General features: G+C 38.5%; 12 protein-coding genes. 6 read left to right on the top strand and 6 right to left on the bottom strand.

The genetic code is table 11. The annotated features are described in order from the left end of the window. The 3 genes from AC1DPQ_RS00685 to AC1DPQ_RS00675 form a co-directional block, all read right to left on the bottom strand. Positions 1-1,173, bottom strand: a 1,173-nt coding sequence (locus AC1DPQ_RS00685) for a DNA gyrase subunit A (protein WP_477607499.1), incomplete at its 3' end; no start/stop codon positions are given. Positions 1,174-2,096: 923 nt separating this feature from the next. After that, complete coding sequence (locus AC1DPQ_RS00680) at positions 2,097-3,782, bottom strand: PNGase F N-terminal domain-containing protein (protein WP_477583369.1); 1,686 nt, start codon at positions 3,780-3,782, stop codon at positions 2,097-2,099. A 214-nt stretch (positions 3,783-3,996) separates the two neighbouring features. Then, positions 3,997-4,485 (bottom strand): cytidine deaminase, encoded by a 489-nt coding sequence (locus AC1DPQ_RS00675; protein ID WP_477583370.1) that lies wholly within the window; start codon positions 4,483-4,485, stop codon positions 3,997-3,999. Positions 4,486-4,633: 148 nt separating this feature from the next. Here AC1DPQ_RS00675 and AC1DPQ_RS00670 point away from each other — a divergent pair, with 148 nt between their 5' ends. From AC1DPQ_RS00670 to AC1DPQ_RS00660, 3 genes are read left to right on the top strand one after another with little or no spacing between them, the layout of a single operon-like run. Continuing rightward, positions 4,634-9,625 carry a translocation/assembly module TamB domain-containing protein gene (locus AC1DPQ_RS00670; RefSeq protein WP_477607497.1) on the top strand — a complete coding sequence of 1,664 codons (4,992 nt, stop codon included), beginning with the start codon at positions 4,634-4,636 and terminating at the stop codon, positions 9,623-9,625. After that, complete coding sequence (tamL, locus tag AC1DPQ_RS00665; protein ID WP_477607495.1) at positions 9,609-11,924, top strand: translocation and assembly module lipoprotein TamL; 2,316 nt, start codon at positions 9,609-9,611, stop codon at positions 11,922-11,924. The genes AC1DPQ_RS00670 and tamL overlap by 17 nt, the downstream gene beginning before the upstream one ends. A gap of 7 nt (positions 11,925-11,931) precedes the next feature. Beyond that, entirely contained in the window at positions 11,932-12,954 is a 1,023-nt protein-coding gene (locus AC1DPQ_RS00660) for a YihY/virulence factor BrkB family protein (protein WP_477584885.1), read from the top strand. 416 nt (positions 12,955-13,370) lie between these two features. On the opposite strand, the gene AC1DPQ_RS00655 is transcribed toward AC1DPQ_RS00660, so the two are convergent. Then, entirely contained in the window at positions 13,371-15,242 is a 1,872-nt protein-coding gene (locus tag AC1DPQ_RS00655) for a DNA topoisomerase IV subunit B (RefSeq protein ID WP_029275794.1), read from the bottom strand. A gap of 435 nt (positions 15,243-15,677) precedes the next feature. On the opposite strand from AC1DPQ_RS00655, the gene AC1DPQ_RS00650 reads away from it, so the two are divergent. The 3 genes from AC1DPQ_RS00650 to AC1DPQ_RS00640 all read left to right on the top strand — a co-directional run bounded on the left by AC1DPQ_RS00650 (position 15,678) and on the right by AC1DPQ_RS00640 (position 19,308). Beyond that, entirely contained in the window at positions 15,678-17,015 is a 1,338-nt protein-coding gene (locus AC1DPQ_RS00650) for an APC family permease (protein ID WP_477584414.1), read from the top strand. A gap of 287 nt (positions 17,016-17,302) precedes the next feature. Further along, on the top strand, positions 17,303-18,637 hold the full coding sequence (locus AC1DPQ_RS00645) for an MFS transporter (RefSeq protein ID WP_477607493.1): 1,335 nt from the start codon (positions 17,303-17,305) through the stop codon (positions 18,635-18,637). A gap of 47 nt (positions 18,638-18,684) precedes the next feature. Next, the gene (locus tag AC1DPQ_RS00640; RefSeq protein WP_477607491.1) at positions 18,685-19,308 is read left to right on the top strand and encodes a hypothetical protein; all 624 of its coding nucleotides are present in this window, start codon (positions 18,685-18,687) and stop codon (positions 19,306-19,308) included. 108 nt (positions 19,309-19,416) lie between these two features. On the opposite strand, the gene AC1DPQ_RS00635 is transcribed toward AC1DPQ_RS00640, so the two are convergent. Both AC1DPQ_RS00635 and AC1DPQ_RS00630 read right to left on the bottom strand, forming a co-directional pair. Further along, positions 19,417-21,129, bottom strand: a complete 1,713-nt coding sequence (locus AC1DPQ_RS00635) for a RagB/SusD family nutrient uptake outer membrane protein (RefSeq protein ID WP_477607489.1) — start codon at positions 21,127-21,129, stop codon at positions 19,417-19,419. 14 nt (positions 21,130-21,143) lie between these two features. After that, positions 21,144-22,899: SusC/RagA family TonB-linked outer membrane protein (locus AC1DPQ_RS00630; protein ID WP_477607487.1), on the bottom strand; the 1,756-nt coding region annotated here is incomplete at its 5' end.

Below are 22,899 nucleotides of genomic sequence, written 5' to 3'. Positions count from 1 at the left end.
GTGTAATACCTCAACTACGGTATCAAAGTTGGTTGAGTTTTCATATTCAGGATTTTTGTACATCCCCTCCTGAATAAATATTTTAAGTAAAGAACTAAAGAAAATCTTCTCCTGCAACTCGTGCAAGCGGATCTCCAACTCTCTTTTTAATAAATTTTTAGTGTGTTTTGTATTTTCAATCAGGATATCGTTCACACTCAAAAAGAGTGGCTTATCCCCTTGAATAATACAGGTATTTGGCGAAATAGACACCTCACAAGCCGTAAAGGCATATAGTGCGTCAATGGTTACATCAGGCGAAATACCTGGTGCCAAGTGCACTACAATTTCTACATTGGCCGCGGTGTTATCCTCAATCTTTTTGATTTTGATTTTGCCTTTATCATTGGCCGATAAAATACTATCAATAACAGAACCCGTTGTGGTGCTAAACGGGACTTCAGTAATCACCAAAGTCTTTTTATCCTTCTCGGTTATTTTTGCGCGCACACGGATTTTACCTCCACGCTGCCCTTCATTATAATTCGAGAAATCGGCCATACCGCCCGTAAAGAAATCGGGCAATATATTCGGCCGCACACCTTTCAGCGCTTCTATCGAGGCATCCAGCAATTCGATAAAATTGTGCGGCATTACCTTGGTAGCCAAACCCACGGCAATACCCTCAGCACCCTGTGCCAATAACAAAGGGAATTTAACCGGTAAAGTTATTGGCTCATTATTACGCCCGTCATAACTTAACTGCCACTCGGTAGTATCAGGGTTAAACACCACATCGTTGGCAAATTTTGATAAACGTGCCTCGATATAACGTGGTGCTGCAGCACTATCGCCAGTAACCGGATCCCCCCAGTTACCCTGCATATCAATCAATAAATCTTTTTGACCAATCTGCACCATCGCATCGCCAATAGATGCATCACCATGCGGGTGATATTTCATGGTATTACCGATTACATTGGCCGCCTTATTAAAACGTCCATCATCCATCTCTTTAAGCGAGTGCATAATGCGCCGTTGAACAGGCTTAAGTCCATCGTTAATGTGCGGAACTGCCCTATCGAGAATTACATAAGACGCATAATCGAGAAACCAGTTTTCGTATAAACCGTTGATTGGGGTTATGGTATGTTTGTGCTCTTCGTTTACGTTTTGATCTAATTCTTCACTCATTTATTTACAAAAATTGGCAGCCGTAAATATAATAAAAATGATTTCATAGAATGAAGAGAGGTTATTCACATTTCGAGATGGGAAATTCGTTTTTAATGACCTGACGATTTATGTATTGGCCACGGAGGCACGGAAATCACGGAGTATATTTCGTCATCTCGACCGTAGCGGAGAGATCTTTAAATTCAAATTGAACAATTTCATCCTATCGGCTGGTGTCTCACCTGCCGAAATCTAAATTTGTTTGTATTGATTTAGAAAGCAGGGTTCCGTAAATTTTGTTTAATGTTTCCTCCGGCTTTCCGATGCGATCTTTTTTGCCCTCCAGCTCAGCCCAAGGCAGCAAAAAAGGATCTTCTCTTCAATCCGGTTTAGAAAAATAGTTTCGTGGTGCTATTTAGGGTTGCAGGGTGCATAGAAAGACCCATAGACGCTATTTGAAATTAAAAATAAAAAACAATTATAGGGTCAGCCGAGCTTATATTCCCTTATATATCTTATATGGTAAAAGAGGCAAGAAAAAGATCCTTCACTGCGTTACCATTGACGTTATTTTGTAATCATTTAAATATGACAGGTTTGTGCCAACTGTGTATGCCCGCCCAACTAGGCCCGTAGCACCATATCCTCGTTCTACTTAAATCCGGCCTAACAAATTTTTCGGGCTCCACCGAAACAGCCAACCTACTAACTTCGAACGAAAAATTTTCAGCCGGTGTTTTTTGTTTTTTCATGGGCTTTTATGTTTTTAACGGCATTCAAGCTAGCTACGCTGGTCTTTTTGACACCAAAAAGAAAGAGCCCATCGGCGGCGGTGAGCCGAGGAAAGCATGAGCTGTATGGTAAAAAAATAATCAATTATATACGTCATTAATATTGACTTTTATACAATAAATTAATCCTCAGGATAACAAATCATTTGGTTATTCCACCCCCAACAGCACGCCCGAAACATTCCATGCGCTTGAGCTCGAACCTTCTGGTTTACCCATCGGGATGGTTACTTTTATGGTATGCGGTCCGGCTTTTAAATCACCCAAACTTATCCATTCGGGATTGGTAACTGTGCCTGGACACCAGTTAGAACGGCTTAAATCTGACGAGGAAAGACCCGTTTCGAAATTTCCAGAGGCAGGATTCGACAATCGGTACGAACCGCAATCCTGGCGCCATGGCGTAAAAGCGAATGTTTCTTTTTCATCCAGCCAGATGGTGTTTTTCCGTGGTACAAACTCATCGCCATTTCCCCAACCACCATGGCCTGTTGTAATGTAGCGTAGTTTTGCATCTTTTAGGTCTTTTGCTAAGGTGAAAGAAACTTCCAACCCTTTATCGCTGCTAAACATAGTTGCATATTCTTGTCCAGCCATTTCCATTACGTTGGTCGAATTAAATAAAGGCAAAATTACTTCTTTGGCTTCTTTTTGTCTTCCTCCATTATGCAGTGTTATATTTAAAGAAACTTTATGACCGCCCTTATCATAGTTACCAACAAAAACAGCTATCCAAACTTCTTTTCCATTTACCAGCGGGAACAGTTCTGAAACATCCTGTCTGTAATAAACTTTCTCCGCCCAATTTTTATCCTTCAGTTTTAAATTATTGTATTTACCCACACCGAAAGGGGTAAAAAAGCGCATCAACTCTATAACGGGATTATAATTTGCTGTAGCCACAACACCCTGGTATTTCTTTCCATTACCATTGTCGTAAACCGGCAGGTCTTTAACAGAATTTTTAAGTGCATCCATTAAACTGATCTGTTTATCGGTTGGGATGATAAATACCGATCCTGTTCTATCATAAGCATCGCCGTTCGATTGTTCGGTTAAATCGACAAAAACATTCGGGTCGGACTGAAGCTCAGGAAATTTAACTTTCCTGGCAATCACGGTCCCTCCCGCAAAGCGGAATACAGAATCGTTCGATTGTGGTTTATCTATAAAATTGATCGTTTCGTTATTAAAAACACTTAGCGTGGTAAACCTGCTTTTCCAAAGCAAATCTTTATACGTTAATGCATCGGTAAGCTTAGCACTTATTTTTTGGAGATCGATCAATTTCGAATTTTTAACTTCTTCAATTTTTGTAGCCGTTACAAAGCTACTGCCGTTACGCACCTGCTCTAAAACCAAACCAAGGTTCTGGCCCAAATTGGTTGGTGCCGCTTTAATACCTGCTTCAATAGTGTACCAAAGATCAATTCTATTCGAATTAACTACCGTGGTGGCCTTTTTGCAGGTATAACCCAAAATCACTTTGGTTTCGTTGCTCAACTCAAAAGTTTGCTTGCCAATTGCAAGGCTATCGGCAGTTGCAATCTGCTTATCTATACCTAAATCGGCAACCTGAAACAAAATTTGTGCAGGTTTCGTAACAATGCTTTGTTCGTAAGGATACTTTGCTTTACGATCGAGAATAGCTGCATAGCTAATTAAATTCTGGCTTGCTGAAGCCATTACCACAGTTGGATTGCGGTCTTCCTTCGGCTTTCCATCAGCGGAGCGGAAGTAAACTATTTTATAAACCGCATTATTTTTAAGGACGATCTGCGCATTTGCGCCAAAAGAAATAAAAAGGGAGAAAACGAGGGTGTAGAGTTGCTTCATTATGGCTAAAAAACCAAATATAAGTATAAAAGTCGGAGGTCCGAGGTCGGGAGTTAGAACTACATTCTAATAGAAATTCGTCATTGCGAGGAGGAATCCCGAATGTTCGGGAAAGCAATCTTACAACCATGGGTCATAGCGACCGCATTAAGATTGCTTCGTCGGCTGAAAAAGCCTTCTCGCAAAGACGACCTGTCGAGAGATGCCTCCCCGCCTATCTTTCCAACCGATCCTCAACAAAAGCAAAAGGCAGTAAACTCTTTACACTGGGCACTTTTAATACTTCTCCGTTCAAACAGTAAAAAATCACCTCAATCGGCGTATTTTGCTTGCGCTCAAACTCTGCCATCACCTGCAAACAACCTCCGCAAGAAGTAACAGGCTTTAAAATCTCAAAATTATCAGTTTGGGCAGTAATAGCCATACTTTCAATAACTGCGTTTGGATAGGTAGCACCAATGGTAAAAAGGGCAACACGCTCTGCACAAAGTCCAGATGGGTAGGCTAAATTTTCCTGGTTGCTGCCTAATATCGTTTCGCCAGAGGCCAAACGGATTGCTGTACCCACCCTGAATTTAGAATAAGGAGAATATGAAGTATTTAAAGCCTCTGCTGCAAGTTCGCAAAGTGTTCTGTCTGCCACTGTTAATTCTGTAATACTTTCGTATTGTTCAAAAGTTATATTTAGATTTATTGAATTCATTTGTAACTAATTAGGAAACCGCCAATATTAAATTTTTATAGCGGGCGAACAATTTAAGTTATTTTTTGTATTATTTAGTAAAACATGCCTTAAAATTAATTTTAATGGCATGCTTTTGGCATTTATCAAACACCAAACACGCTTAGCTTTGAATAAATACGTACGCAAAAGTCTAAAAATTTTATTGTGGGTAATTGCTTCCATCATCATTCTGGTTGTTGGTTTGGCGCTATCTTTAAATATTCCGGCAGTTCAGAATTTTGTTAAAGACAAAGCTATTAACTATCTTAAAAACAAAACCAAAACAGAGGTAAGTTTAGAGAGCATTAAAATTGCGCTGCCAAAAGATGTGGTTTTGAACAAATTTTATATTGAAGACCGTAAGGGCGATACCTTATTATATGCTGAAAAACTTGCGGTTGATATCAGCTTATTCAAACTGTTAAAAAACACCATCGAGATCAATAATATTGAACTAAAAAATGTACGCGCCAATGTGAAGCGCATCACTCCCGATACTACATTTAATTTTTCATTTCTGGTGGATGCCTTTGCAAGCGATCAGAAAAAACCCGAAGAAAAAATAAAAAAAGATACCACCTCTACCCTCAAATTCTCTGTCGATAAAGTTTCATTTGAAGATATAGGCATTAACTATCGTGATGATGTTGCGGGAAATGATGTGAAATTATACCTGGGTGCCTTTAAAACCAAAATCAAAGATTTCGATTTAGCCAATCAGCACTACGTAATTAAAGAATTAAGTTTAGTGAACACTTCTTTACGTTATCTGCAGCAAAAACCACTAGTTCACCTGGTGCAGCACATTACAAACAGTGTTGATAGCAGCGAGAAAGAACAAGGCAAACTGCCATTAATAGAAGTGCAGAACTTCATTTTTAGTAAGGTAAAGGTAAATTACGACGATCAGTTATCGACCACCAAAGCCGTTGCCGATGTAAACGATCTGGGCCTGGTAAACCTAAAAGTAGATTTAACCAACAGTAAGTATGCTGTTGATGATGCCCATTTAAATAAATCGAATATCCTTTTTGCTTTTAAACCTGCACCAAGTAACGATTTAAAGAAAGTTAAAGATACCGTAGTTCCCGAAAAATCGCCTTTGGGTTTAATTATTAAGAACATCAGTTTGGCCGATAATAATGTACAGTTTGATAATATTGGGGCAAAGCCTATCACTAAAGGCATGGACTTTAACCACCTTAAAATTACCCAGCTAAACTTAGGCGCCAGTGATGTAAGTTATAGCGCCGCTGGCATAAAAGCCAATGTTAAAAATGGATCGTTAAAGGAAAAAAGTGGTTTTGTACTGGATCAGCTGAGAGGCGATGCGGTGTATAACGACAAACAGATCAAACTGAGCAATTTCATTTTAAAAACACCTAATACTTCAATCGAAAATGCGACTGAATTAAATTTTACCTCGATGGAGGATTTAACCAAACATCCTGAACGCGTAAAATTGAATTTGACCTTTAAAAACACAAGCATTGGTTTAAAAGATGCTGGCTTTTTCAGCGATGCCGTTCCAGCAAATTACCGCAACGAAAAAATAAAACTAACAGCAGATGTTAATGGCTATCTGAACAACCTGAATATCCCAAAACTGCAGATCAGTGGGTTAAAAAATACGCAGATAGATATCAGTGGRAAAGCGAAAGGTCTACCTGACATCAAAAAAACCTATCTCGATTTAAATATCAAAAAGTTACATCTAACCAAAGGAGATATTTTGGTGGTAGTACCCAAAAAATCGCTGCCACCAACGATCGAATTGCCAAATGTAGTTGATGCGAAAGGCACATTTAAGGGTTCAATGACCGATTTCAACACTAACCTGAATATCAACACCGATATGGGTGGAGCGATTTTGGTAGCCGGTATGAAAGGACCAAAAGGTAAGGAAAGTTATAAGGCCGACATTAACTTAAACAACTTTAATGTGGGCAGGCTATTAAAAATGCAACCTAAACTGGGTAGGATTTCGGTTAAGGCAAATGTGGCAGGCACAGGACTCGATCCTAAAAAAATTAATGCAAAGTTTAACGCCAAAGTGATTAGTGCTTATTACAACAAATATACCTACCGTAATTTAAGCCTTGCCGGGAATTACAGTAATCAGAACATCAGTATTAAGAGTAGCATGCCCGATAGCAATGCCAACTTTAATTTAGATGCTAAAGTGAATCTGGCAGGAAAATATCCTGCTGTAAAAGCCGATTTAAACTTAAAGCAGGTAAACCTGCAGGCATTGAACTTTAGTCCAACGGTATTAAGTGCAGCAGGTATAGTTAAAGTAGACCTCGCTACCGCCGATGCTGATTATTTAAATGGGTCGGTTGATATTACGGGCTTACAATTGGTAAAAGACAAACAAAAAATCAATGTAGATACGATTTCCATCCGGGCTAAATCAACTGCGACAGAAAACGAGCTGACCTTAAAATCTGAAATACTATCAGCAAAAATTGATGGCAAGTACCAGCTCACCAAAGTTGGCGACGCCATTATCAACGAAATTAATAAATACTACGCCTTTGGTACCGTTGCTAAAGTTCCCGACCAAAGGCTAAGGTTTTTTGTACAGGTTTACGATTCTAAATTATTAAAGGAATTTGTACCCGAATTAACGGTATTCAAACAATCGCAGTTTTATGGATTAATCGATACACAAAAAGACAGCTTACAGATTAAAGGGAATTTCCCACAGGTGGTTTATGGCGATTTTAAGGTAGATACTACGGTTTTAAACATCAATAATGATAACAATAAACTGGCTTATAGTTTAACGGTTAAAAGTCTCCAAAGCCCAGCTATTGCACTCTTTAATACGGAAGTAAGTGGCGATGCTTCAAATAATAATTTAGGCGTTAACATCTTCTTGCGAGATAGAAAGCTTAAAAATAAATATGTAATTGGTGGTACCTTTCAATCGATTAATAAGGATTTCAAATTCACTTTAGATCCGCAAAAATTATTGCTCGATTATCAAAAATGGGTGGTTTCGCAAGATAACTATATTCAATTTGGTGCATCAGGCATATTGGTTAACCAGTTCCAGATTAGTAATAGTGGTCAATCACTTTCCATCAATAGTAATCCTACCGAACCAAATGCGCCCTTGGCAGTAGAATTTAAAGATTTCCAATTAGAAACCTTAACCAAATTTGCAGAAACCGATACCACTTTGGTCGGTGGTCGATTAAATGGAACCGCAAACGTTAAAGATTTGGCCAGCACACCAAAATTTGAGGCAAATTTAACCATCGATCAGTTGCGTTATCAAAAAGATCAACTGGGCACTTTACGCCTGGCCGTAAACAACAATACCGAAAATGCCTTTGAGGTAAATGTTGCTTTAACTGGGGTGCACGAGTTAAGGGTTAACGGCTTCTATTATACTGCACCAGAAAGCGCTTTAGATCTTACGGTAAACATCGATAAGATTGAAATGAAAAATATAGAGAGTTTATCTGCAGGTCAGCTTAAACGTGGTACTGGTACCTTAACAGGCGCGTTAACAGTTAAAGGTGCACTAACAGCTCCGAAAATACTGGGCGATTTAACTTTCAATAATGCAGGCTTTAATGTGGCTTATGTAAATTCATATTTCCGCATGCCTAACGAAAAGATTTCATTCACAAACGAAGGCATCAGTTTTAACAATTTTACACTCCTTGATTCCTTAAATCAAAAAGCAACCATCAATGGAAAAGTTTACACCACCGATTTTAAAAATTACCGTTTCGGTTTAGATATCCGAACAAACAATTTCAGGGCAATCAATTCGACCGCAGCTGATAATGATATGATTTACGGAACAGTATTCTTAACCAGCAATATTAAAGTACGCGGAGATTTGAACCAGCCAGATGTAAACATGAATGTTAATGTAAATAAGGGCACAAAGTTTTTCTTTGCTTTGCCTTCAAGTGATCCGGCGATTATTGACCAGGAAGGTATAGTACAGTTTATTGATGCCGATGCACCTCCTTTTAACGGACAAAAAGCTTTAAAAGTTGATAGCATCAGTAAATCACCAATTAAAGGTTTAAACCTCGTAGCGGCTGTAAAAGTAGATCCAGAGGCAGAACTGAATGTGGTTGTAGATGCATCTACTGGCGATAATTTAAAAGTTAGGGGCGATGCAGACTTAAATGTAACGATGGATCCAAGCGGTAAAATTAGCGTGACCGGTCGCTATGAAATAGTTGATGGTTCATACAATTTAACGCTGGCTGTTGTAAAAAAAGAATTTAAACTGGTTAAAGGCAGTACCATTGTCTGGACAGGTGAACCTACTTCAGCTACTGCAAATATTACGGCTTTATACGAAGTTAATGCTGCGCCTATCGACCTGTTAAACCAGCCAGATCTTTACGAGGCGAGAACAAAATTGCCTTTTCAGGTTTATTTGATGATAAAAGGGGAATTATTAAAACCAACCATTTCATTTAAGCTCGATCTGCCAGAAAATGAACGTGGCGCTTTAAATGGCCAGGTTTACACCAAATTGATTAATGTAAACCGCGATGAAAGTGAGTTGAACAAACAGGTTCTTTCTTTACTTGCCCTAAACAGGTTTATTGCGAATAATCCTTTTCAAAGCTTGGCCGGCGGCGGTGGCGGCGTTTCTACCCTTGCCCGTTCGAGTGTAAGCAAACTGTTAACGGAACAATTGAATAATTTAACCTCCGATTTAATCCAGGGTGTTGATCTTAACTTCGGTGTAAATTCATCCGAAGATTACTCAACAGGTTCGATGCAGCAAAAAACAGATCTGGAGGTTGGCTTATCGAAAAAACTGTTGAATGACAGATTAACCGTAAGCGTAGGAAGCTCTTTTGCTTTAGAAGGACCACAGGCTCCAGGGGAAAAATCGACCAATATTGCAGGAAACGTGAACGTAGAATATGCGCTTTCTGCTGATGGACGATACCGTTTAAGGGCCTACCGCCGAAACCAGAACGATATGATTGTACAGGGACAGATTGTTGAAACAGGTTTAGGCTTTACGCTGGTGGTAGATTACAATAAGTTTAGAGAGATTTTTCAAAAGAAAAGAATAAGAAGAATAAGAAACATTGAACAGAAAGCACAAGATGAGAAAACTAACTAGACCGCTTTTATTTTTACTGGCCTGTTTAGTTTGGGCGGCTTGCAGCAGTACCAAATCGTTAAAACCAGGGCAGATTTTATATACCGGTGCTGAGGTAAAAATCAATCCAGACTCATCGGGGAAAATTGATAATGAAAAACAGGTTAAAACCGACCTTGAAGCTAAAACAAGACCACGCCCCAATAAGTCGATTTTGGGTATAAAATATAAGCTTGGCATTTACAATCTTGCAGGAGAACCCAAAAAACCAAAGGGTTTTAGAAACTGGCTACGCAGACAAGGGGAACCACCTGTGTTATTAAGCGAGGTAAAGTTGAAATACAACAATGATGTATTATCCAGTTATCTTATTAGTGAAGGCTATTTACAGGCAAATGTTACCGGCGATACCGTTGTAAAAGGGAAAAAAGGTAAGGCCATCTATACTGCAGTTACGGGACAACGTTATAAAATCAACAAGATTAATTTCCCTCCAGATACCGGGGCGCTCACCAAAATCATTAATGCCAACAAAGATAAAACCTTGTTAAAAGTTGGCGATTATTATGATATTGACACCTACAAAAATGAACGGATCAGAATTGATAACGACTTAAAAGAAAATGGCTATTTCTATTTCAGTCCCGATTATTTAATTATGCAGGTAGATAGTACCATTGGTAAAAATCTGGTTAATGTTTCGGTTAAGGTAAAAGACATTGCGCCTGATGCAGCATTAAAACCTTATACCATTAAAAACATTAACATATATCCTAATTATTCGTTAAGGAGAGACAGTACGTTAAGAAAATTGAAACCATTGCAGTATAACGATTTCAATATATACGATGACCGAAACACGTTTAAACCAAAACTTTTCGACCGCTTGGTATTTTTTCAAAAAGGCGAGCCGTATAACCGTAAAGATCATAACCAATCGCTAAACCGAATGGTAAATGTAGGTGCTTTTCAAGATGTAAGAGCCGAATTTTTACCTATAGATAGTTTCAAAAACAATCAGCTCGATTTAAATATCTATTTAACGCCTTTAAAGAAAAACTCACTTACCTTTTCTGTTACCGGAACAAGTAAATCGAACAATTTCGTAGGTTCTGAAGTAAAAGTAACACAAACTACCAGAAACTTGTTTAGAAATGCCGAACAATTAGATTTGAGTGTTAGTGGAGGGTTTGAAACGCAAACCAAAGGAACTTCTTTAGGCAAAAACTCCTTATCATTAACGGCAGAAGGAAAACTGACCTTCCCCAGGTTTATTGTTCCCTTTTACAAACCGAATAGCACCAATGCTTTCATCCCGAAAACTATAGCTTCACTTTCTTATCAGATGCTTAACCGTGGTTCTGAATATACTCTACATGCTTTTAAAGGGCAATATGGTTACAACTTTAAAGAGAATTTATACAAAGAGCATAATTTCAATCCGATATCAATCAGTTATGTTTCTACTTCTTTTCCTACGGATACTACAGAGCAAAGAATATATGTGCAAAACCCACTATTGAGGACTACTTTAGAAAAACAGTTTATTATTGGCAGCAATTATAATTTCACCTATACCAACCAGATGGAAGATAGCAGGAGAAATAACACTTATTTCTTTGGAGGATTAGAAACCGGAGGTAATGTTTGGGGGACTTTTGTACCAAAAGATGAAGAAGGGAAACGTACACTTTTTAACATACCACTAACACAGTTTATCAGGGTAGAAGCTGATTTAAGAGACTATTATAAAATCACCAGAAATTTAATCTGGGCAAACAGGTTAAACCTGGGTTATGGTTATGCCTATGGAAACTCTACATCAATGCCCTTTGTTAAACAGTTTTTTGCAGGCGGCAGTAACGATATCAGGGCTTTTCCAGCCAGAACTTTAGGGCCGGGAACTTTTAAGGTGAAAGATGATGCTCTTTTTTCCGATCAGGGTGGTGATATTAAGTTAATGTTAAACTCAGAACTGCGTTTTAAAATAGTAAGCGTACTTTATGGCGCATTGTTTGTAGATGCAGGAAATATCTGGCTGAGGAAAGAGGATCTTGGCGAACCTGGTAAACCTGAGACGGCAAGACCCGGATCTGGTTTTAAGCTGAAAAATGCTTTTAACGAGCTTGCTGTAGGTACTGGTGCAGGCTTACGGGTAGATGTCAGCATTTTTGTAGTCCGTTTAGATGTAGCTTTTCCGGTACGCAAACCATACCTGCCGGAAGGACAAAGATGGGTGTTTGATGATATCGCCTTTGGAAACAAAGATTGGCGTAAACAGAATTTAATTTTTAACATTGGGATAGGATATCCATTTTAATTTTTCTATGAGAGTTATCCATAAGATCAAATATTTCTTTATTGCGCTTTATCATCTTTTTGTTGCTGCCGGAAAAGGTTTTATGGAAGATCGGGTAACTAAATTAAGTGCTTCGCTTGCTTACTACACTATTTTTTCACTTACTCCACTCATCATTATCATGCTATCTGCCGCTACCCTATTTTTTGGCGACAAAAGAAATGAGGAAACAAGAGGTCAGTTTTATGGGCAGGTTACCAAAATGGTTGGCAAAGAGGCAGCTACACAAATCCAAGGTTTTGTAGAACATGCAAACAAATCCGGGCAATCTACCATTGGTTTAATTATTGGGATTTGTACATTGATTATTGGTTCAACTGCTATTTTTATTGAGATACAAGATAGTATCAACATGATCTGGAAAGTAAAGGCTGTGCCCAAAAAAGGCTGGATAAAAATGCTTTCGAACAGGTTATTGTCTTTCTCTTTAATTGTTTCGATGGGCTTTCTGTTGCTTGTTTCACTAGTGGTTAACACTGTAGTAGTTGGTTTGGGTTCTAAATTGGCTAACCTACTTTCGCAAAGTAAGATAGATGAAGTAATCCCCGTTGCAAACGATACAATGGCCATTCTAATTTATATTTTAAACAATGTAATTACACTTGCTGCCGTAACCGCCGTATTTGCCGTTATATTTAAGGTATTGCCAGATGTGATCATCCGATGGAAATCGGCAATAATTGGCGCACTATTTACTGCAGTTCTTTTCAGTCTAGGTAAATACCTGATTGGGATTTATATCGAAAAAGGCAATCCAGGTTCGGCTTTTGGCGCAGCCAGTTCGATCATCGTTATTTTATTGTGGATTTATTATACATCAATTATACTTTACTTCGGCGCTGAATTTACACAAGCCTATGCAGAGAAGTACGATAATGGCATCTCTCCTAGTAAGTATGCCGTATTTACAAAAATTACCATTGTAGAGAAAAAGGTAGATGTATTGCCGCCTCAACACCCGGAAGATACGGTGAATGTGCCTAAAGAATAATGCGGTCGTCATCCTGAACTTGTTTCAGGATCTTTCCAAAACGTGATCGTCATTCCCGCACATGCGGAATCTTAAAGCTATAAAACGGTTATAACAAAGAAAGTCACGCCTTAAAACCTTGACTTCCTTTTTATAGATAAAGCTGGTTCGTGGAGACATAAACCAAAGCATAACAAGACAGATGCTGAAACAAGTTCAGCAGGACGCCACGATTGATTTAACCGCAAGCATTCAAACGCGATTGTCATCCTGAGCGGAGTCGAAGGATCTTTCCAAAATGTGACCTTAAGTTCGTGTGCAGGCGGAAATTTAAGGCTAGAAAACGGTTTATAACCAAGGAAGTCAAGTTTTAAAAACTTCACTTCCTTTTATATTATCTAGAAAAACTGGTTTGAGTACACGAACCAGGGATATTGCTATGCTACTTCTTCAGTAATCACTTTAGGCTCTTCAGTTACCTCATCCTTCTCTACCCTTAGGTTACGGATAATGTGCTGCTGTCTATCAGGCGTATTTTTACCCATATAATATTCCAGCAAACTTTTAATCGTTTGATCTTTCAAAATAACGGGGTCTAACCTGATATCTTTCCCGATAAACAAACCGAATTCATCAGGAGAAATTTCACCCAAACCTTTAAATCGGGTAATTTCTGGTTTATTGCCCAGCTTTTCAATTGCATTTTTACGTTCTTCATCACTGTAGCAATAAATCGTTTCTTTTTTGTTCCGAACCCTGAAAAGCGGCGTCTGTAAAATATAAACATGGCCGGCTTTTACCAAATCGGGAAAAAACTGAAGAAAGAAAGTCATCATCAACAAACGGATGTGCATTCCATCCACATCGGCATCTGTTGCGATTACAATATTGTTATAATGAAGCCCTTCTAAACCATCTTCAATGTTTAAAGCATGTTGTAAAAGATTAAATTCTTCATTTTCGTAAACCACTTTTTTGGTAAGTTCGTAACAGTTAAGCGGCTTACCTTTTAAACTAAACACAGCCTGACAATCTACATCGCGCGATTTTGTGATCGAACCTGATGCCGAATCTCCCTCGGTAATAAACAAAGTGGTTTCATATCGTTTCTCGTGTGTTGTATTAAAATGCACTTTACAATCGCGCAGTTTTTTATTGTGTAAGGATGCCTTTTTCGCCCTATCGTTCGCCAGTTTCTTGATGCCTGCAATATCTTTACGCTCGCGCTCCGATTGCATAATTCTTTTCAACAAGGCATCAGCAACATCTGGATTTTTATGCAGATAATCATCCAATTCTTTTTTAACAAAATCGTTGATAAAAGTAGCTACCGATGGTCCTTCTGGTCCCATATTCTGCGAACCTAGTTTTGTTTTGGTCTGCGATTCGAAAACGGGCTCCTGTACACGCACAGAAATTGCTGCTATAATGGATGAACGAACATCGGCTGCATCAAACTCTTTTTTGAAAAACTCCCGAACGGTTTTCACGACAGCTGCCCTAAAAGCCGCCTGGTGTGTACCACCCTGTGTAGTATGCTGTCCGTTTACAAACGAATGGTAATCTTCGCCGTATTGTTGACCGTGGGTCATCGCAATTTCGATATCCGGTCCAATCATGTGGATAATCGGGTAACGGATTTCTTCTGGCTTATTAAATTTAGAAAGCAGATCGTATAGACCTCTTTCTGAAAAATATTTCTGGTTATTAAAATTTACGGTTAAGCCTGTATTTAAAAACACATAGTTCCAAACCATACTCTCTACAAAATCAGGGATATAATGGTAATTCCTGAAAATGGTTTCATCTGGGTAAAAAGTAATCGCCGTGCCATTGCGTTGAGTGGTATCGATAATTGGCTGCTCATTTACAATTTCTCCCTTAGAAAATTCTACTTTTTTCGTTTTTCCATCACGGTACGACTGCACCATAAAACTAGTAGAAAGTGCATTTACAGCCTTAGTACCTACCCCATTTAAACCAACAGATTTCTGGAAAGCATTGCTATCGTATTTACCACCGGTATTGATCTTGCTTACACAATCGATTACCTTGCCGAGTGGAATGCCACGACCGTAATCACGTATATTTACCTTTTGTTCGGAAACAGTAATTTCGATGGTTTTTCCGGTACCCATTACAAACTCATCGATAGAGTTATCTACAATTTCTTTTAGCAAAACGTAAATACCGTCGTCTTGTGCAGAACCATCGCCAAGTTTACCAATGTACATCCCCGGACGAAGCCTGATGTGCTCTTTCCAATCTAATGAACGGATACTATCGTCGTTATAAATTACTTCTGCCATACTGTATTTATCTGTTCTTCAATGAAAAACCTTGCATTTTTTGGTTTGCAAAGCAATGAAGAATTTGTAGAAATAACCCTGATGATTGAAATAAAAATATTTTCAAATACCTTCTTCAGAATTATTATACAATAATAGATTTATTCTGTGAGGCTCGCAAAAGAAAATTTCCACATGTCAACAGTCCGAAGTATAGGGTTGATGGCACATGGTCCATTGGTCAATAGCCTATGGTTAATTAAACCAGGCTATCAACTATGAGCTATTAAACCATCAGCCATTTTTCCACATCCTCAGAAACCGATTACACCTAATTCAATAGTCCCCATTCAATCATTCTCTCACTCAATCATTCTCTCACTCAATCATTCAACCCTTCTCTCACCCAATCATCAAATTTCCCTATCTTCAACCCAATATTCATAATTCTATTTAATGCAACAAAAGAAGCAACTTTCGCTATTCGATTTATCCATGATTGTGGTGAGTTTGGTTATTGGCATGGGTGTATTCCGTACACCTGTAAACGTAGCAGCTAAGGCACAAATTCCCGAACTGTTTTATTTGGCTTGGTTTATCGGTGGTTTTGTAGCCTTTTGTGGCGCGTTAACTTATGCGGAAATTGGTTCCCGCTTTCCGGTAACTGGAGGATACTATAAAATATTTTCAGCAGCTTATCATCCATCCATTGCTTTTGCCATTAATTGTATTGTGATCATTTCGAGCGCAGCATCGGTAGCGGCTATTTCGATTATTGGGGCAGAATACCTGAGTAAAATTATTTTACCTGTTGATAAACAGAATGAAACTTATCGGGTTGCCATAGCCATTACCACCATTTTGGTATTTTATTTCATTAATCTGTTAGGCTTAAAAGCGAGTTCTAAAACACAAAATGTGTTAACGGTAATTAAAATCGGAATGATTTTAACACTCATCTGCGCTATATTTTTCGGCGGACAAACACAAACCGTTACCCCAATTTTTAAAACAGCAACGGGTGCTTTAGCAACCTGGTCTGATTATGGAAAAGCCCTGGGCCTGTGTTTAATTGCGGTTTCTTTTTCTTATGCGGGTTATGCGCAAACCATCAACTTTGGGGGCGAAGTTAAAGAAGCCAAAAAAGTGATTCCACGTTCCATTATTATCGGCTTAACCATTATTGTAATTCTTTACCTGGCCATCAACTATGTATATGTAAAGGTGATCGGTTTTGAAGAATTAAAATCAGCAGAAAGCATCGCCGCAATACTGGCTTCGAAGATATTTGGTCCGGCGGGATTTAACGCACTTTCTGTAATTATCTTTTTCTCCGTAATGGGTTATGTAAATGTAAATCTGCTGAGTAACCCAAGGGCCATGTTTGCCATGGGCGAAGAAGGGGCACTACCAAAAATATTCAGCTGGATGAACAAAAAAACAGAGGTAATTACCATTAGCTTAACTGTTTTTACATTAATTGCTGTGGTAATTATTTTCTATGCCAAAACCTTCGACAAGATTTTAAACTATACTATTTTCTTAGAAAGCATTAGCATGGCCAGTTCGGCAGCTACGATTTTCATCCTCCGGAAAAGAACGGCAAATCTTGATAAAAAAACCATCTATACTGTTCCTTTATATCCTATATTGCCTATTATTTTTATTGCTGCTTATACTTTCGTGGCTTTTAGCATTTATGCCGATGATCCGAATGCGGCACTTAATGGTTTATATATTTTTGTTGGCTTTCTGGCGATTTATTTTGTGAGCAGGAGGTTTAAGAAAAAATAATTGTTCGCGGATCGTCATTCCCAACTTGATTGGGAACCACGTAGTGCTCATGAATGCCTTTGAAGAGGAGAAAGCGTATGAATAATCCTAATGCAATAAGCTTTAAGATTCCCGCCTGCGCGGGAATGACGCCAGATCTTTGCAATTTGCTAAAGGCAGACCGATTAAAATAAACCTGATTGGAATGAACATGAAGCGCAGCGAAATAAAATGGAAAGCAGGACTGATCTAACCGATTAACACAGAAACCTGCTTTACAAAAAATATAAAACAACTTAAAATAATTAATGAACAAAACACTCTCCTTAAAACAAGAAATTGCTTACGCTGCTGGTATGATTGGATGGAGCACGATGACAAACATTATCATCGTAATGCTTCCCTATTTCTATCTTCCCCCAAGCAATGCTGGCCTGCCACCTTTGGTACCACAACTCGTTTTATTGGGTGCGTTTAATATCCTTTCTATTATTGCTGCTTCAGGAAGGTTGGTAGATGCCATTTACGATCCGTTTATTGCGTCTAAAAGCGATGCATGTACCAATAAAAACGGTCGCAGGATGCCCTTTATGAAATGGGCAATTGTTCCTGCTATGCTTTTTTGCGGACTGGTTTTCTACCCGATCCAAAAAACGGAGAGCCTGCATAATGCCTGGTGGTTAACCATCACACTTTGTTTATTTTTTGTATCGGTTACCACTTATATTATTCCTTATAATGCGCTACTGGYCGAAGTAACCAATACGCCAAAACAAAAAGTTAAATTATCGAGTTATCAACAGGTTGGTTTTGTAATCGGAATCATTTTATCGGCCTGTACCAACAACTTTGCCGATCTGGTTGAGGCTCATTTTCATGTAGCCAACCGCAGCGAAGCCATCCAGATTGCGATATGGGGTTTGTGTATCCTATCCGGACTGGTGATGTTATTGCCAATTTTTTTCATCAATGAAAAGGAATTTTCGGTTGCAAAGCCTACCCATGTGCCTTTATGGCCAGCAATTAAAAGTACATTTAAGAACAGTAATTTTAAATATTACCTAATATCAGATTTCGCTTTTTATACGGCCCTGAGTATTATTTCAAGCGGTTTATTGTTTTTCTGTACGGTTTTATTGGGCCTACCAGAATCGGAAGGTGGAAAATTTATGGCTGCCATGGTTTTTGCGTCCTTGCTATTTTACCCGTTGGTTAATTTTGGTTCGGCTAAAATCGGCAAAAAACCTTTTGTATTACTTGCCTTTGGCGTGTTGTGCTTAATCTTCGTCACCATTTTCTTTTTAGGCAAATTACCATTTGGTCCACATACACAGATTTACATCCTGGTACTATCCGCTTCGTTTCCATTAGCGGCACTTGGCATTTTACCAACCGCTATTTTGGCCGACATTGCCCAAAGAGATACCTTAAAAACCGGAGAAAACCACGAAGGCATGTTCTTCGCAGTAAAATACCTTTTTGTAAAACTTGGACAAACATTGGGTATCGCTATTTTCGCCATGCTTACCATTTACGGTAAGGACCCCGGCAACGATTTCGGATTACGATTGAACGGAATTGTAGGTTTCGCACTTTGTTTGATTGCGCTGTTGTTTTTTAGCAGGTTTAAGGAGGAGAAGTAGTTTGGCGTTGAGCGTTTTGAGTTAGGAGTCGACACAATCTAATAAATATGAACGAATCACTTGTACAAAAAGACTTAAGATTTAGATACAAATCATTTTTAATCACTGAAAACGGACTTGAGGTTAAACAGAAGAGTTTACTTAGTTCAAGTGAATATGTGATCGCTTACGAAAACGTAGGCACTAGAACTTATAAAAGCAATAAGGGTATTTATGGCCTCCTATTTTCATCTACAATATTATGTATGGTGTCTATCCTATTGTATCTGTTAAGAAATGATGGAGAAGGTGTTGAAAGCTCGGTTTACTTCTTCTATTTTGGGTTATCGATGATACTGTTGATTTTGTTTTTAATCACCTATAAACGGAGTTTTTATTTGATAAAACATGGGAACGTAGATGCTATTGAATTTTTTCAAAACAAACCATCAAAAGCGGAAGTCAATACCTTTATTGATATTTTAAAAGCAACAAGAAATATATTTTTACTCAATAAATATGGCCAGGTAAATTTTGGCTTTACCCGAGAAGAAAATTATAGAAACTTAGTGTGGTTAGCCAATAATGAGGTAATCAACAATGTAGAATTTAATAATATGGTGAATAAGCTAAATTTAGAAATGCAACAGCAGAATCTAGACAAAATGAACTTTGATTTTAGCTTAAATTAAAACCAATTGTCATTAAAGCTTACAATAACTAGTTATCTAATTAAACAAAAAATACATGAACGGAGGTAATAAACGACCACCATCCCGCTCATGTATCTCATTTATAACCTAATAACCCGGGCTTTGTTTTAGGGTACCGTTACTTCTATCAATCTGATCTTGCGGTAAAGGGAAATAATCATCTCTGGTTTCGATGGTAATGCCTTTTAAGTAATTGAAGTACCCACCTTCAAAAGAAAAATAACTTTCCAGTGTTTGTTTTGCTACACCCCAGCGTACCAAATCGAAGAAGCGATGACCTTCCAATGCCAACTCTAACCTGCGTTCGAAACGCACCGCATTTCTTGCATAAGTATCATTTGGAAACGAGATGTACTGGCTAACTTTGTAAGCCGCCGCAGGAGTTCCATTTATATCCCGAGGGGTAATTTTAGCAGCACGGGCTCTAACTGCATTAACCAATATTAAAGCTCTGCCCAAATCGCCTTTTTCCACGGCGCATTCTGCCGCCATCAGGTAAACATCAGCTAAGCGGATCAGGTTTACRTTTAATCCGGTTACGTTGGAACTTCCTGGAGCTGTTCCGCTCGAAATCTGCGAAGCATCAATGGTATTCTTAACAGCCAGGAAAGGGCCGCCATTGCTGGCGTCGCGAATCCAGGTATCACCAGGCATTAAACCCCAATCGCGATATGGAACGCCACGTCTTCCAATTGTCGATTCAATTCGTGGATCTAAAGGTAAAGTCTTATCTACTGCATAATTTGTTTTATCCGTTCCGGTTAATCCATAATCAGATTTATATGGATTAGTACGATAGCTGCCGTCCAATAGCGGTAAGCCAAGGGCATTTACCTTAAAGGAGTTGGCCAGGTCTATCGTTGGCTGAAAGAAACCGCAACAGTTAATCGGCGCATTACCGTACGGGAAGTTAAGCATATCGCCTACATTACCATTATCGCCGCCTGTGCCATCTGTTCCAACTGAATGCTGAACAGACATAATCGTTTCTGGTCCGTCTTCTTTGGTAATGTCAAAATTATCGCCGTAAGGCATATCAACCAAACTTGGTTTGGCCAAAATTACGGCATTCAACAAATCGTAAGCTTCAGGATATTTCTTTTGATATAAAAGCACCTTTCCAAGATAAGCCTGAGCTGCATATTTATCTACTCTACCTTTTTGATTTTTTGGTTTGGTTGTACTTAAATTGGCTACGRCAAACTGAAGATCATCTACAATATTAGGATAAATGTCTTTATCATTAGGAACAAAAGCACCACTATTCGCCTCAGTAACATAAGGAACCATTTTAAATATGCGAACCAAAAAGAAATAATAATGTCCACGCAACAATCTGGCTTCGCCCTGAATTTCTTTTGCACGGGCATCATCAAATTTGGCCGATCCCGAGCCTGCCTGTAAGTTAGCAAGGACTTTTAAAGTACGGTTACAGCGTTGAATTCCTTCAAAACATCTGTTCCAAATATTCGATAAATTATCATTTGTACTGGTTGGCGAATGCTGTTCAATGGCATTCATAGGCGGCTGATCTCCTGTGCTACTCCCTTTATGGGCATTATCAGATGCAACCTCGCCAAATAACCATTGGCTTGGTGCTGCACCATAATTACCCCATGTTCCGTCTAAATTGCCATTAAGTAAACTATAGGAACCTATTAAAAGTCCTTCAACCCCCTCTTGGCTCATTAACTGTTCCTCGGTGAGTTCGCCCTGCGGTTGCAATGCTAAAAATTCCTTTTTGCAGGAAAAAGTACTGCAAATTAATAAGGAAAGAAGAATATATTTTATATGTTTCATTTTGATATTTTTAATTAAAAACCAACATTAATACCGATTAAAAACTGACGTGGTGATGGGTAAACCCCCTGATCTACTCCTGGAGCAGAGAAGCCATCTACAATTTGACTTATTTCCGGATCCAATCCTGTGTATTTAGTGATGGTAAATACATTGGTTGCACTAACATACACCCTAATCTTATTGATGCCAGAATTTGGTCCAAAAGCTTTGGCTGTTGGGATGGAGTAGCCGATTTGCAAATTTTTCAGCCTTAAAAAGCTTCCGTTTTGAATATAATAACTCGAAGAAGCAAACTCCAGATCAGAGGCCCCGGCATAAGCAGAAGGAATCAGGCTTGATGTATTGGTTGGGCTCCAGGCATCAAGCAACCTAACACTTTTGGCTCCATCAAAGGAAGGGAAATCTGTAAAATAGCGTGTAGCTTCAAATATATCATTTCCTTTTACACCATATAAGAAAGCTGAGATATCAAAATTCTTGTAAGATGCGTTCAAATTTATACCATAAGTGAAATCAGGATGTGGACTTCCAATAATTGTCCGATCTTTTGGATCAATAATACCATCACCATTAATATCCTGATAACGTAATCCACCAACCCTGGCACCCGAATAAGAAGGATTATTCTGAATATCAGCAGTACTCTGATAAATTCCTGCGGTTTTATATCCAAAAAATGAACCCAGTGGAGCACCTTCCTGTAAAACGCTGGTTTGTAAGCTCCTATAATTGCCATAAACCTGATTGAGAATACCTGGTGCCAACCTTACGATTTTATTGTTATTTTTGGAGAAATTTGCACCAATATCAAATTTAAAAGGGCTATCAGCGCTTCTTCCATAATGATAAGCGATATTAAATTCGACCCCTTTATTACTCATATCGCCGATATTTACAAAAGGTGAACTTCCCATTCCTACAATGCTTGCTGGTAGTGGTACCGGGTAAAGCATATCAGTCGTTTTCTTGTTATACCAATCTACTGATCCATCAACAGCCCCACCTAACAAAGTAAAATCAAGACCAATATTTAAAGAATTTACAGCTTCCCATTTTATATCAGGGTTTTGATAGGCATTTTGTCGCACACCAGTTGTAAGACCATTACCGCCACCAAGCGCATAAGCTGAATTAACAATAGAACTTTGAAATCTATTGATATATTGATATCCCGGTATCCGTTGGTTTCCGGTTTGTCCGTATCCAACACGAAGTTTCAAATCGCTAACCCAATTGAGACTTTTCATAAACTCCTCTTCAGATAATCTCCATGCAGCACTTGCTGCCGGAAAATTACCATACTTATTAGCAGAACCGAAGTTAGATGAACCATCCCTACGGATAGTAAAACTGGCGAGATAACGATCATTAAAGGAATAATCAAGCTTTGCAAACACGGAGAATAGTGACCCTATTGCTCCGGTACTGGCATTGCTGATATTTGAAGAACCTGTATTTAAATAATAATAATCCGGATTACCCAAAAGAAAGAAATCATTTCTTCCTGCAGTTAATTGTCTGGTTCTGGATCTGATTGCCTCTGTACCAATTAATGCATTTAAACTGTGTTTTTCAGCAAATTTTTTGTTATAATTTAAAGTATTGGTCCAGGTCCATTCTGTATTATACCCTTGGATTTCGCTTAAATTATTTGAATTATTGCCTTCAGAGAATTCCAAATTTGGATAACGCATAGATAAGCTATTGTAATTCTCGTAACGTATCCCAAAATTGGTTTTTAATACTAAACCCGGAATAATATCACCC

The sequence above is a fragment of the Pedobacter sp. 01T416_2 genome (assembly GCF_056398925.1).
This window is presented reverse-complemented; position numbering and strand designations above follow the sequence as displayed.